We start from the raw sequence: 13,622 nt of genomic DNA on the forward strand, positions 1-13,622 counted from the left end.
GCGGGGGCGGCGCCGCTCAGGCGGCCCGCGACCGGCGACCGCGCAGGCGCGCGACGACGTCCCCGACGCCCGCCTCGCCGGCCACCGCGGTCAGGGTGCCCGGGACGAGGACCCGCAGCGCGAGGAGCGCCCCGGCACCGGCGCCCAGACCGCCGAGCACCAGGAGGACGACGGCGGGCACGTCGCCCTGGAGGAGGAGCCGCAGCGGCAGGGCGACGGCGCAGACGCCCGCGACGGCGGCCAGCGGCGCGCGGAGCGCCGCCGCGACCCGCCCGATGGTGATCCCGAGGGCGACGTGCGCCCAGGCGAGGAGGGCGACGACGAAGACGATGGTCGCCGCCACGCTGGCCCACGCCACGGCCTCGGGGCCGCGGTCGGAAGCGATCAGCACGGCGGCGACCACGAGCGGGACGTGCGCGGCGTAGATGACGACCATGGACCACTGGCGGCCGACGGCCTTGGCTGCGTCCGAGATCGGGGTCATCACGGTGAGCATCGCGACGGCGAGGGCGACGCCCGAGAGCACCGGGCCCGACGCGGACCACCGGGACGAGAAGAGGACGTCGACGATGGGCTGGCCGAGGACCGCCAGCGTCGCAGCGATCGGCAGGGCGTAGAGGGCGAGCCAGCCGATCAGGCCCACGGTCGAGGCGACGACGTCGGAGTCCGTGCGCTTGCGCTCCCGCGCCAGGGCGGGGAACGCCACGATCGAGAGGGTCCACGCGACGTTGAAGACGAGGAGCTCGGGCAGGCGGTAGGCCATCGTGTAGACGCCGAGGTCCACGGTGGAGAGCTGGTGGCCGACGACGAGGACGTCGGCCTGGATCGACAGCCACGAGGTCACGAAGAAGAGCCAGGCGCCGGAGGCGTAGGCGACCATGCTGCGGGCGATCGCCCGGTCCAGGGTGAAGTCCGGCCGGAACGTCGTCATGGACCACAGCAGCAGGGTCCAGGCCAGCGAGCCGCAGACGACGCCGACGACCATCGCCGCCGCGCCGAGGCCCGCCGCGGCCAGGGCGATCGAGACGATCGCCTGCACGACGCCGCGGGCCAGCTGTGGCCGGACGCGCCGGCCGAGCGACAGCTCGCGCAGGAGCAGCCCGTCGTGGATGTTGGAGACCCCGGTGCAGGTCAGGCTGAAGACCCCCAGGAGGAACAGCCAGTGCCGGTCCTCGAGACCGAAGAAGGCGGAGACCGGCCACGAGAGCCCGATGCCGATCAGCGTCGCGACGGCGACCACGATCAGGTTCAGCGAGAACGCGGTCTGCACCCGTGCGCTGTGGTCGCGCTCCTGCTCGTAGATGACGACGGCCTTGACGCCGAGGTCGCTGGCGATCTCGAGGAACGCCAGGTACGTCGTGATGGCCGCGACGACACCGAACTCGTCCGGGACGAGGATCCGCGCGAGGACGAGCAGGGCGACGAACGAGACGAGCTTCGAGGCCACCAGCGCGAACAGCGACCAGCCGACGCCGTTGCGCAGCGTCGGCTCGTCGTCGGGCAGCGGGTCGCCCGTGGGAGCGGGCTCGAGGGGCGCACCGCCGACGGGCGGGACGCCCCGGGGCGGGGCGTCGCTCACGCGTCGTCGTCCCCGTCCTGCAGCCGCTCCCGCAGCCGGCGGGCCGCGTCGTAGGCCCGGAGCCGCAGGCGCGGGCGGCGCAGGCCGATGCGCCAGGTCTCGCCCGCCCCGTTGGAGAGGTCGCGCTTGTAGCGCGCCTCGCCCGCGAGGAAGTCGTAGACCGCGAAGCCGCGGGTGCGCGCCTCGTCCATGCAGTGCAGGTGGGTGACCAGCCCGGGGCGCAGCCGGTTGTCCTCCGGCCGGGCGAAGCCGCTCTGGTAGAACGCCAGCCGGTCGCCGTCGATCAGGTGGTAGAGGCACCCGATGGTCCGGCCGTCCACGCGCAGGCGGAACAGCACCGCGCGGCCGGCGTCGACGAGCTCGGGCATGAGCTCCCGGTGCACCGACGCGAAGCGGCCGGGGGCGAAGAGCCCGGGCCGCCCGTCGGCGGTCCACCGCGCCTGGTGCAGCTCGGTGAGCTCGGCGAGGACGTCCTCCGCGTGCGCCCGCTCGTCCGCCCACTCGACGGTCACCGCACCGTGGGCGTCCATCGCCCGCAGGCTCGCGCGGGCGCGCCGCCGGGCGCCGCCCGACAGGCCGGAGGCGACGTCCGCGCCGGCGTCCAGGTCGGCGAGGCGGAAGTGGGGGGCGGGCTCGACGCGGGTGTGGACGCGCTCCGGCGGCCAGCCGGCGAGCAACTCGCGGGTCTCGGTCCCCGGCACGCCGTCGATCCGCAGCTCGTCCCAGCCGCGCATCCCCCGTGCGGCGTCCAGGACGGTGCGGGTCACCGCGGCCTCGTGGCCGGGGAGGGCGGGGATCGGTGCGAACTCGGCGCAGATCTCCTGGCCGACGGGGCTGTTGGCCGTGCCGATCCACAGCGTGCGGATCGGCACGGGGCCGAACCAGCGGCGGCTCCGCCCCAGGAGGGCGACCCCGTGCGGCGCGCCGGCGGCGTCCTCGACGAGCAGGAACGACGAGCGCACGACGTCGCCGTAGTGCCGCAGCCAGGCGGCGGTCCACGGCCAGTCGCGCATCACGGGCAGCCCGCCGCGCGCCTCCGCGATCCGCTCCCACGCCCGACGGGCCTCGTCGGCCTCGTCGAGGGAGAGGACGCGGGTGCGCAGCGCGGGGGAGAGGACGGCGATGTCCGCCGCCCGCCCGTCGTCCGGCCGTCCTCCGAGGTCGCCCGCCGGCCCGAGGTCCGCCGCCCGCCCCTCGTCCGTGGCGTCGGTGTCGACGTCGCTCATGCGTCGTCCCGACGGGCGCGGCCGCGGGTGTCGAAGGCCTTCGCGGCGCGGCCGAGCGGCCCGCGGGCGGGCAGGACGAGCGTCGTCAGGTCGCGCCGGTCCGGCCACAGCCGGTTGATCAGGGCGTGGTCGGGCACCGCGCAGGAGTCCAGCAGGTCCGCGTCGGTGTGCTCGTGGAACCACGTGGCGAGGTCGGCGAGGAGGAGCACGCCCGGGGTGCCCTGGCGCAGCGACTCGTCGTAGCCGATCTTCACGGCGAAGAGCGCGTCGCCGGCCCGCAGGCAGAGGACCGAGGCGGTGGCCCGGTCGCCGCAGCGCAGCTCGAGCAGGTGGGCGGCACCCCGGCCGCGGAAGTCCGCCCAGACGTCGCGCGAGAACGCCGCGTGCGCGGGGTCCGACGTCAGGGCGCTGCCGGCCCGGCCCTTCCAGCCGCCGGCCTCGAGCGCGAGGAAGCGGTCGAAGGCGGCGTCGTCGTCGGAGGCGTCGACCAGCTCGGGCTCGGCGCCGAGCTCCTGCGCCAGCTTGCGACGCGTGCGTCCGAGCTCGCGGCGGGCCTTGCCCGAGAGGTGGGAGGTGACGTAGTCGTCCTGCGGCCGGCGACGCAGTGCGGCGCGGGAGAACGTCCGGTGCACGAACGGCGCGGTCGCGCCCGCGGCGGGGGCGGCCAGCAGGGCGCGGGCGACCGCGCCGTCCTCGATCGCCTCGAGCGCCACGTACGCGCGGGCCCGCCACGCACCCGGGGCGCCGACGAGCGCGCGGGCGACGGCGTCGACGGCGTCGCGGTCCACCAGCGGCGTCCAGAGGAACACGTAGGGGTGGTTCCACGTCCGCACGCCGGGGAGGAGGAGGTCCGAGAACTTCGGCCGCCGGACCACCGGGACGCACGCGAGCCAGCGGTCCCCGTCGGCGACGACCAGCAGCTCGGCGTCGCCGCCGCCGTCGAGGTGCCGGGCGGCGGGCAGCAGCATCCCGGGCAGGAAGAACGGGTTCGCCTCGATCGCACGGGCGGCGAGCGCGCCCCACGCCGCCTCCTCGGCGGGACCGACGTCGCGGAGCCGCAGGCGCAGCAGCTCGGGGGTCGAGGGGCTCATCGGCGGACCCACGGCCTGCGGCGCACGGGTGCCCGGTCGTCCCCGGGCGCCTGCATCCGCATCGCGATCCCGAGCAGGGCCGGGCCGATCGCGAGCAGCATCCAGAGCTGACGGCTGTAGGTGATGGGCAGGAGCATCCCGGCGGCGAGCGTCGCGACCTGCGCGATGAGCACGAGCTGCGCGGTGAGCTCGAGGTCCGGTCGTCCGACGGCCCGGAGGCGGTGGGCGGCCCGGCGCGTGGCGCCCATGCAGGCGCCGACGGCGACGACGAGCAGGGCCAGCCCGACGATCCCGGTCTCGGCCAGCGCCTCGATGATCGTGTTGTGCACGGGGACGGGCTTCTCGATCAGCACGTCGGAGAACTCCAGGGTCCCGACCTTCTGCGAGTAGTCCTTCGAGACCACGACGAAGTTGCCGATGCCGACGCCGGCGAGGGGGTGGTCGCGCGTGACCTCGAGCCCGGCCTTCCAGAGCTCGGTGCGGCCGGTCCCGGTGCTGTCGCCCGAGGTGGTGCGGTCGAGGATCCCGGGGCTGACCGCCACGAACGCGCCGAGGACGACCACGCCGGCGAGCAGCAGGCCGAGGATCGCGGTCCGTCGGCCGTGGCAGACGACGAGCGCCACGAGGACCGCGACGAAGAGCGCGATGAACCCGCTGCGCGACTCCGTCCCGACGAGCCCGTAGGCGATGATCGCCCCTGCCGCGACGACCACGGCGCGCTGCAGCCGGGTGCGCGCGATCGGCCACAGGGCGGGCACGAGCACGAGCGCCGTCGCGCAGACCGCGCCGAGCAGGTTGGCGGAGAAGTTGGCGACCTCGAGCCGGCCCTCGGAGTGGTCGCCGGCGACGTACGACGACGGGCCCAGGACGACGGCGAGCGCCACGACCATCGCCGCCCCACCGACGTAGGCGGCGACGAGGATCCGCACGGTCCGGACGGTGTCGGCCGCGGTGGCGATGATCGGCACCGTCGCGATCGCGGTGAAGACGAGCCACAGCTGGCTCGTGGCGACGGAGCGGTCGGGCGCCCAGATCCCGGTCAGGACCATCCAGGCGAAGAGCACCCACGGGGCCACGAGGACCAGCGGCGAGGCGGCGCGCAGGGCCGCGGTGTGCTCGCGGCGGCTGGGCAGCGTCGCCAACCACGCGAGGGCGACGAGCAGCGTCGAGGCGGCCGGCAGGCCCATGAGGCCCGGCAGCCCCGAGGCGAAGGCGATCGCCACCCACGCACCCATGGCGGCGGGGAGGGCGAGGAAGACGAACGTCGCGAAGACGAGCGCCATCGCGCCGCCCAGGCCCATCTGCGGACTGATCGCGACGAGTCCCCCGACGGCCGCGGCCAGGGGCACGAGCAGCGCGACGATCGCGCCCGGGGGCGGCAGGAAGCGGTCGACGGGACGGATCGTCGTGCCCGCCGCCGTCCGCAGCGGGACGGTGCTCACGCGGCCAGCGCCTCGCGGTAGACGTCCTCGACCTGCCGGCTGACGACGTCCCAGGTGAACTCGCGGCGGCGGCGCTCCTGGGCCGCGGTCGCCCGGGTGCGGGCGGCGTCCGGGTCGTCCAGCGTCCGGAGCAGGGCGTCGGCCATCGCGGCCGCGTCGCCTCGCGGCACGACGAGGCCGTGGACGCCGTCGTCGACGAGCTCGCGGTTGCCGCCCGCGTCCGTCGTGACGATCGGGGTCCCCGACTCCATGTACTCCAGGACGGCGAGCGGGAGGTTCTCGTTGTGCGACGAGAGCAGCGCGACGTCGGAGGCGCCCAGGACGTCCATGACGTCGTGGCGGCGGCCGAGGAAGCGCACGGCGTGCTCGATGCCCAGGGCGCGGGCCTGGGCCTCCAGCGCCGGGCGGACGCCCTCGCGGGCGTGGAGCTCGCCCTCGCCGGCCAGGGCCAGCACCGCCTTCGGGTACCGCGGCAGCACGCGGGCGAGCGCGTCGACCGCGATCTCGTGGCCCTTCTCGGGGCGCAGCATCGCGGCGATCACGATCACGAGCTCGTCGTCGGCGACGCCCATGGACGCGCGGACGCCCCGGCGGTCGTCGCTGGGGCGGTCCATCGTCTCCGGCGCGGCGTTCGGGACGACCCGCATCTTCTCGCGCGGGACGCCCTGCAGGTCCACGAGCGACTCGAGCGACCAACGCGACGGGACGAGGATGCGATCGGCGAGCGGCCCGACGACCCACGGGTTGACGAACGCCTCGGACCGGGACTCCCGGAAGCCGCGGAACCCGCCGACGTGCGGGAACGGGGTCTGCTCGTGGGCGACGAACGCGCCGACGCCCCCGAGGCCCTTCAGCAGCGGGCCCCAGGCGTTGGAGCCCGACAGGTGCGTGTGCAGGACGTCGAAGCGGCCGGCACGCAGGCGGCGGATCAGCGGGCGCCACTCCCAGACGGCCTTCGCGCTCGTGCGGCCCAGCGGCCAGAGGGTCACCCCGGCGTCGGCCAGCTGCGCCACGGTGCCCCGGAAGGTGTCCTCGCCGAGCTGGTCGGGGCGCAGACGCGACGAGATCATCGTCACGTCGTGGCGCTCCGCCAGGCGACAGGCGATCTCGACGGCCGCGCGCTCGGCCCCGCCGCCGACGACGTAGTCGACCATCGTGGCGATGCGCAGGCGCGGGGTGGCGGGGCCGGGTCCGGCGAGCGTGGGCGTCTGCGACACGGGCCCTAGGCTACGCGGCGTTCGCCGCGGGCGGCGAACTGCACCGAAGCAGCCGAGACCGGCTCGCCGAGGCGCCACACGCCCCGGACGGCGCTCGGCCGGACGATCGGCTCGGGAGCCGACGACCGGATGGTGCGGCGCCGGGGGCCGTCGACCACGAGGCCCTCGAGAAATCCGGACGCGAACGTCACGTGCATCGTGGCGAGGACCGCGGCCAGGCCCGGAGCATCTCGCGAGACGCCGGCGGTGCGCACGGCCTGGGCGGCGACGAGGGCTCCGTACCCGAGCGTCGCCAGGCGCCCGAGACGTCCCACCCGCCCGGGCAGCGCGGCCGAGGCGATCGCCAGGGGCAATGCGGCGGTGGCGACGCGGAGCGGCCCTGCGCTCTCAGGGTGTCGGACGAACGTTCGTGCACGGAACCGGCCGTACGAGCGGTACTGACGAGCCAACCCGGAGATGGAGTCGCGCGGGCTGTAGCGGGACGCCATGTCCGAGCGGCAGACGAGTCGCCCGCCGTCGGCGAGGAGGCGGGAAGCCATCTCCGAGTCCTCGTTGACGGTCCAGTCCGGATCCCACCCGCCGAGGGCGTCGAGGGTGTCCCGGCGCCAGACGCCGGCGAAGACGCTCGTCGTCAGCTCCCACTCCTCGGGAGCGTCCGTCTCGTCCTCGCTCTGCCACTTGTCCGAGGCGCCGCGACCGAGGCCGGACCCGAGGGCCGCGGCGACGCGGCGGGACCAGCGACCGCTGCCGACCGGCACGGGCGGGCCCGAGACCCAGTCGACGTCGCCGCGCTCGAGCCGCGCGACCCCGTGGCGCAGGTACTCCGAGCCGTACACCGTGTGGGCGTCCATTCGCGCGACGAAGCGTCCGCGGGCCGCACGGAGCCCGATGTTCAACGCGTGCGGGACGACCCGGTCCGGGTTGTGCAGGACGCGGACCCGAGGGTCCTGCTGCGCCATGGCGTCGAGCAGCCGGAGGCTGCCGTCCGTCGACCCACCGTCGATGAGCAGCAGCTCGAGCGTCCCGGGGAAGTCCTGCGCGAGCATCGCTCGGACGGTCGCCTCGAGGTGGGCCACCTCGTCGAGCACCGGGACGATGATGCTGACGTCGACCCGGGGTCGGGCCGGGAGGCGGATCGGGGCGATGCGGGTGGTCTTGCGGCCGGCGGGACCGAAGGCCAAGACGTCGAGCGTCTGCACGGAAGTTGTCTCCTGTGGCCTCGGCGAAGCGTGCGTCGGGGACGCGCGCCGTACCGAGTTCGGTAGTGGATGACAAATGTGACGGACCGTTGTACGAGCAGCCATCGGTCGTGGGACGGATCTTGCGGATGATCTGGCGCCCCGCCCGTGGGTGATCGAATGGGCGGACCCGGAGCTCCACCGATCGGCTATGTCCAGGTGGGGCGGGTGTTTTTCCTACACGACGACTAGTCTCGGGCCCATGTCGAGCGGCGTGCAGCGCACCGGGGCACCCCCCGTCCGCGTCGGCTACCTCGTGTCGCGCTTCCCGGCGCTGACGGAGACGTTCATCCTGCGCGAGCTCGAGGGCGTCGACGCCGAGCCCGGGGTCGAGATCGTCCTGATGTCGCTCTACCCGACGCCGGACCGCACGGTCCACGCCGACGCGGAGCGGTGGGTGCCCCGGCGATACCTGCCGACGACGCGGGCCGCGCTCGGCGCCGTCGGGCGGTGGACGGTCCGCCGGCCGTGGCGGACCGCCGCGATCTGGGCCCGCGTCGTCCGCGACCACGCCGGCGACCCGGTCGTCCTGGCGAAGGCGCTCCTGACCACGGCGCTGGGGTTCGCCCACGCCGAGCACGTCGAGCGGGAGCGGGTCGGACACGTCCACGCGCACTTCGCCGCGATCCCGGCGCAGGCCGCGTGGACGGTCCACCGGCTCACGGGCGTGCCCTACAGCGTGGTCGCCCACGCCCACGACGTCTTCTCGCACCAGGCCGGCCTGGGCACGCGCCTGCGGGCGGCGCGGTTCGTCGTCGCGATCTCGCGGTACCACCGGATGTTCCTCATGCACTTCGGGGCCCGGGCCGCGAGCACCCCGCTGCTGCCGCTGGGGATCGACCTGGACGTCTACGCCTTCCGCGCCCGGCCGATCCCGCAGGACGGTCCCGTCGACGCGCTCCTCGTGTCGAGCTTCCGCGAGTACAAGGGGCATCGGTACCTCGTCGAGGCGCTGGCGCTCGAGCCCCGCCTGGCCCGGCTGCGGGTCGAGCTGATCGGGCAGGGGCCGCTCCGCGAGGACGTCGAGCGGCTTGCGCGGGAGCGCGGCGTCGCGGACCGCCTGACGTTCTCCGGCCCCCGGCCGCAGGAGCGGGTCCTGGGGCGCCTGGGCGAGGCGCACCTGCTGCTGCAGCCGTCGACGATCGAGGCCGACGGCCACACCGAGGGCCTGCCGACGACCCTCGTCGAGGCCGCGGCGAGCGGCGCGACGATGGTGGCCTCGCGCGTGACCGGGGTGCCGGACCTGGTCCGCGAGGGCGAGACGGGGTTCCTCGCCGAGCCCGCGGACGCGCGGAGCCTGGCCGACGCCCTCGTCCGCGCCCTCGAGCACCCGGACCCCCAGGCGCTCCAGCGGGCGGCCCGCGCGCACGTGGAGGAGTTCCACGACCTGCGGAAGGTCTCGGCGGAGCTCGCCCGGCGCTTCCGGGCGTCGGCCCGCGGGGACGACGCCCGGTCGTGACCGCGCCGGGGGCGCCGCGCAGAACCACCGCGCGCCGCCGACGGGGACGGACCGGGACGCCGGGCGGGCGGCGCCGGTCGGACCGGTAGCGTGGCGCGTCCGTGCAGTACCCCGTTGACGCCCTGACCCCCGCCGAAGAGGCCCGCCTGGCCCCGCACGTGACGCATCCGTCGCGGCCGGTCTTCGGCCTGGTCGGCCTGCCCGAGACGGTGAAGGGCGCGCTCTTCGCCCGCTACAGCCGCTACCCCGGCACGTTGCGCCGGCTGTTCCTCGACGAGTTCGCCGACTCGCTCCCGGACCTCTCCGACGGGACGGCCTCCGCCTTCGACGGGGCCGAGGGCGAGCGCGCCGCGCAGCTCTTCGACCGCATCTTCCTCGGCTACGGCGACGACTCCGTCGCCCAGCTCGGCGGCCTGCACGTCGCCGCGGAGTGGTGCTCCAACGTCCTGACCAAGGTGCTGCAGCGCCCGCGGATCGGCGCCTACCTCGAGCAGTCCACGCGCTACATCGCCTTCGACACCCCGGTCACCGCCGACCGCTGGATCGACGGATCCGACGTGGTGACCCCGGACGGCGGGGCGCCGGGCGCCGGTGCCGGCTACCGGTACCTGCGGGACCCGGACCTGGGACCGGAGTACGCGGCCGCGATGGACGGCGTGTTCGAGGTCTACGCCGCGCTGATCCCGCGGATCACCGCGTGGTGCGCCGAGCAGTACCCGGCCCCGGACGGCACGCCGCCCGCCGCGCACGCGCGGGCGACGAAGGCCAAGGCGCTGGACCTGCTGCGCGGCCTGCTGCCGGCGTCGACGCTCAGCCACGTCGGCATCTACGCCTCGGGGCAGACGTACGAGGGCCTGATCCTCCACCTGCTCGCGCACCCGCTGCCCGAGGCCCGCCGCTACGGCCGCTGGATCCTCGAGGCGGTGCAGGCGATCACCCCGAGCTTCGTCACGCGGGTGGAGCGCCCCGACCGCGGCGGCCGCTGGATCGAGTTCCTGCAGGAGCGCGAGGCGGCGACGGACCGCTGGGCCGGTCGCCTGGGCCTCGACGCCGCGTCCGCCGCCGGCCGCGACGCCGACGAGGCGCGTTCGACGGTCCGGCTCGTCCACGTCGACGGCGACGAGGACGACCTGCTGGCGGGCCTGCTCTACGAGTCGACGGCCACCACCGAGGAGCGCGCCCGCGCCGCCGTCGCCGGCCTGTCGACGGAGGAGCGCGGCAGGATGCTGCACGACCTCGTCGGCGAGCGCGAGAACCGGCGCCACCGCCCCGGCCGCGGCCTGGAGCGCCTGCGCTACCGCTTCGAGGTCGTCTCGGACTACGGCGCGTTCCGCGACCTGCAGCGCCACCGGATGCTGACGATCCAGTGGCAGACCCTGACCCCGGATCTCGGCGCCGAGGTGCCCGACGAGGTGCAGCGCGCCGGCGCGGGGGACGACTACCGCCGGGCCCTCGCCCTGTCCGCGGACGCGTGGACCGTGCTGCGCGACCAGGGCCGGCCGAAGGAGGCCGCCTACGCGGTCTCGCTCGGCTACCGCATCCGCTACTCGATGGACCTCAACGCCCGTGCGGCGATGCAGATGATCGAGTTGCGCTCGGGCCGCGAGGGTCACCCGTCGTACCGCGCCGTGGCGCACGAGATGCACCGCCTGATCGGCGAGGCGCACCCCGCCGTCGGCGCCGCGATGCGCCACGTCGACCACGAGACCGAGCCCCGCCTGGAGCGCATCCTCAGCGAGATGCGCACCGAGGCGAAGGCCGCCGGCGGCTGACGGACGAGTCGGCCGTCCGGGCCCGCCCGCCCCGGGTTCGGGGGTCAGCCGGCCGGGGCCGATCTCACCGGGACGACCGGGGCGGACCAGCCGACGGCCGCCGCGCCGTCGGGACCCTTGCCGGTGGTGAACAGACGGCCCGTGCCGGCCTCGAGCTGCCCGACCCCGAGGCCCTCGTCCTGCTCGTCGACGCCGAGACGGCCGATGGTGGTGGAGGTGCCGCCGGCGATCGGCGTGGAGTAGAGGGCGACCGGTCCGTTCTCCTCCTGCTGGGCGGTGATCAGCCGGGTGCGGTCCTGCGTGAACCCCACGGCGTCGAAGGGCCGGAACGCGCCGGCGTCGATGTCGTTGCGCCCGGTCGTGTTCCACCGGCCCTGCGGAACCCCGAAGTAGATCTCCAGGCGCAGCGCGGCGTCCGCCGACGTCGGCAGCTTGCGCGACGTCTCCACGGCGATCCGGTACCGGTCGGCGACGAGCCCGTCGATGGTCACGCCCTTCGGCGTCACGTGCCGCCTGTGCAACGGGCCGGAGGTCGTCCCGGAGAGCGTGGCCTCGTAGAGGGTGGACGTCGTCCTCGTGGTCGTCCGCCGGTCGTGGAGGCCCCAGTAGATGCGTCCGTTGTCGACGGCCACGCCGCCGACGACGCGGCCCTTCCGGGTGGCCGGCAGCCGCTCGACCTCGCCGGTGTCGAGGCGGACGATCCGGCGGACCTCGGTCGTCTCGTCCTTCGCCGTGGTGGTGGCGACCACGACGGGGACGCCGCCCTTGGCGGTGCCGACCTCGAGATCGGCACCGTAGCCGCCGGCGTCGGTGAGCTTCGCGACCGCGACCGGGGCGCCGTCGCGGACGGTCCAGATCGTCGTCGGGACGTTGAAGGCGTGCCCGTCGGTGTCGTCCACGGCGTCGGCGACCGCCCAGGCGACGACGCCGTTGCCGGCGGCGGTCGACCCGCCGCCGGGCTGGACGACGGTCTGGAGCGCGGAGAAGACGGGCGGCTTGGCGGCGGACGCCGCCGCGGGGCCCAGCAGGGCGAGAGCGGCGGCGGTGCCGGCGGCGGCGAACGCCGCCCGGCGGCGATCGAGGGTGCGGGACGGGACGGGGGACATGCCGGGTACAACCGGTCGCGCGGCCCGGAGTTTCGGACGCATCGCCCGCCTACCCCGGGGTAGCCTCCGCCCCGAGAGAGGAGGCGCCCGGGTCGACGGCCGGGGCGTCGGCACGCATCCCCGGAGGAGCACGATGAGCACGACGTCACGCGGCACCGATCTGGACGACCTGATCGCCGACGTGGAGGCCCGCAACCCCGGCGAGCCCGAGTTCCACCAGGCGGTGCGCGACGTGCTCGCGCCGCTCGGCCCGGTCCTCGAGGCGCACCCGGAGTATTCGCGGGCCCGCATCCTCGAGCGCCTCGTCGAGCCCGAGCGCCAGGTCATCTTCCGGGTGCCGTGGGTCGACGACGAGGGCGACGTCCACGTGCAGCGCGCGATGCGGGTCGGCTTCAACTCCGCCCTGGGGCCCTACAAGGGCGGCATGCGGTTCCACCCCGCGGTCACGCTCGGGACGATCAAGTTCCTCGGCTTCGAGCAGGTCTTCAAGAACGCGCTGACGGGCCTGGCGATCGGCGGCGGCAAGGGCGGCGCGGACTTCGACCCGAAGGGCCGGTCCGACGGCGAGGTGATGCGCTTCTGTCAGGCGCTCATGAGCGAGCTCTACCGCCACATCGGCCCCGACCAGGACGTCCCGGCCGGGGACGCCGGCGTGGCCGCCCGCGAGATCGGCTTCCTCTTCGGCCAGTACAAGAAGATCACCGGGCACTACGCCGCCGGGGTGCTCACGGGCAAGGGCACGGGGTGGGGCGGGGCGCAGGTCCGCACCGAGGCGACGGGCTACGGGCTCGTCTACTTCGCGCGCGAGATGCTCGCCGCGCGGTACGAGGACCTCGACGGTCGCACGGTCGTCGTCTCGGGCGCGGGCAACGTCTCGCTCTTCGCGATCGAGAAGGCGCAGGAGCTCGGCGCCACGGTCGTCGGCTGCTCGGACTCCTCGGGCGCGCTGCACGACCCCGACGGCCTGGACCTCGACCTGCTCAAGACGATCAAGCTGGAGGAGCGCGGCGGGCTCGGCGAGTACGTCGAGCGCCGAGGTGGCGAGGCGTCGCTGGACGAGGGGGCGACCCCGTGGGGGATCCCCTGCGACGTCGCGCTGCCGTGCGCGACGCAGAACGAGCTCGACGAGAAGGACGCCGAGCGGCTCGTCAAGAACGGGACGACGCTCGTGGCCGAGGGCGCGAACATGCCCTGCACCGACGAGGCGATCGCGGTCTTCCGCGCCGCGGACGGCGTCGCCTACGCCCCCGGCAAGGCGAGCAACGCCGGGGGCGTGGCCGTCTCGGCGTTCGAGATGCAGCAGAACGCCTCGCGCGCCGGCTGGTCGTTCGAGAACACGGACGAGCGGCTGCAGACGACGATGCGGGAGATCCACGAGACGTGCCGGCGGACCGCCGCGGAGCACGGCCTGCAGGACGACTACGTCGCGGGCGCGAACATCGCGGGGTTCCTGCGGGTCGCCGAGGCGATGCTGGCGCAGGGCGTCGTCTAG

Annotated in this window: 10 protein-coding genes; 3 read left to right on the forward strand and 7 right to left on the reverse strand. The window is 75.1% G+C overall.

Annotated features, from left to right (window positions below; translation table 11 throughout):
- Nucleotides 1–16 precede the first annotated feature (16 nt).
- Genes Q7T67_RS02345 through Q7T67_RS02370 form a run of 6 tightly spaced genes read right to left on the reverse strand, consistent with a single transcriptional unit; the run spans nt 17 to nt 7,754 of the window.
- The gene (locus Q7T67_RS02345) at nt 17–1,579 is read right to left on the reverse strand and encodes an oligosaccharide flippase family protein (protein WP_304785725.1); all 1,563 of its coding nucleotides are present in this window, start codon (nt 1,577–1,579) and stop codon (nt 17–19) included.
- Nucleotides 1,576–2,805 carry a GNAT family N-acetyltransferase gene (locus tag Q7T67_RS02350; protein WP_304785726.1) on the reverse strand — a complete coding sequence of 410 codons (1,230 nt, stop codon included), beginning with the start codon at nt 2,803–2,805 and terminating at the stop codon, nt 1,576–1,578. The genes Q7T67_RS02345 and Q7T67_RS02350 overlap by 4 nt, the downstream gene beginning before the upstream one ends.
- On the reverse strand, nt 2,802–3,896 hold the full coding sequence (locus Q7T67_RS02355) for a GNAT family N-acetyltransferase (RefSeq protein ID WP_304785727.1): 1,095 nt from the start codon (nt 3,894–3,896) through the stop codon (nt 2,802–2,804). The genes Q7T67_RS02350 and Q7T67_RS02355 overlap by 4 nt, the downstream gene beginning before the upstream one ends.
- Nucleotides 3,893–5,338 (reverse strand): O-antigen ligase, encoded by a 1,446-nt coding sequence (locus tag Q7T67_RS02360; protein WP_304785728.1) that lies wholly within the window; start codon nt 5,336–5,338, stop codon nt 3,893–3,895. The genes Q7T67_RS02355 and Q7T67_RS02360 overlap by 4 nt, the downstream gene beginning before the upstream one ends.
- Nucleotides 5,335–6,555, reverse strand: coding sequence for a glycosyltransferase family 4 protein (locus tag Q7T67_RS02365; protein WP_304785729.1), 1,221 nt, complete (start codon nt 6,553–6,555; stop codon nt 5,335–5,337). The genes Q7T67_RS02360 and Q7T67_RS02365 overlap by 4 nt, the downstream gene beginning before the upstream one ends.
- Before the next feature lie 5 nt (nt 6,556–6,560).
- A complete protein-coding gene (locus Q7T67_RS02370) occupies nt 6,561–7,754 on the reverse strand; it encodes a glycosyltransferase (protein WP_304785730.1) in 1,194 nt (397 codons plus the stop codon).
- Between the two features lie 241 nt (nt 7,755–7,995).
- On the opposite strand from Q7T67_RS02370, the gene Q7T67_RS02375 reads away from it, so the two are divergent.
- Both Q7T67_RS02375 and Q7T67_RS02380 read left to right on the forward strand, forming a co-directional pair.
- Nucleotides 7,996–9,252, forward strand: coding sequence for a glycosyltransferase (locus Q7T67_RS02375; protein ID WP_304785731.1), 1,257 nt, complete (start codon nt 7,996–7,998; stop codon nt 9,250–9,252).
- Between the two features lie 101 nt (nt 9,253–9,353).
- Entirely contained in the window at nt 9,354–11,024 is a 1,671-nt protein-coding gene (locus Q7T67_RS02380; protein ID WP_304785732.1) for an FAD-dependent thymidylate synthase, read from the forward strand.
- Nucleotides 11,025–11,068: 44 nt separating this feature from the next.
- Here Q7T67_RS02380 and Q7T67_RS02385 read toward each other — a convergent pair whose 3' ends face one another.
- Nucleotides 11,069–12,130, reverse strand: coding sequence for a hypothetical protein (locus Q7T67_RS02385; RefSeq protein WP_304785733.1), 1,062 nt, complete (start codon nt 12,128–12,130; stop codon nt 11,069–11,071).
- 133 nt (nt 12,131–12,263) lie between these two features.
- Between Q7T67_RS02385 and gdhA the strand changes: the two genes are divergently transcribed.
- Nucleotides 12,264–13,622, forward strand: coding sequence for an NADP-specific glutamate dehydrogenase (gdhA, locus tag Q7T67_RS02390; protein WP_304785734.1), 1,359 nt, complete (start codon nt 12,264–12,266; stop codon nt 13,620–13,622).

Source organism: Patulibacter sp. (assembly GCF_030655195.1).
Lineage (GTDB): Bacteria > Actinomycetota > Thermoleophilia > Solirubrobacterales > Solirubrobacteraceae > Patulibacter.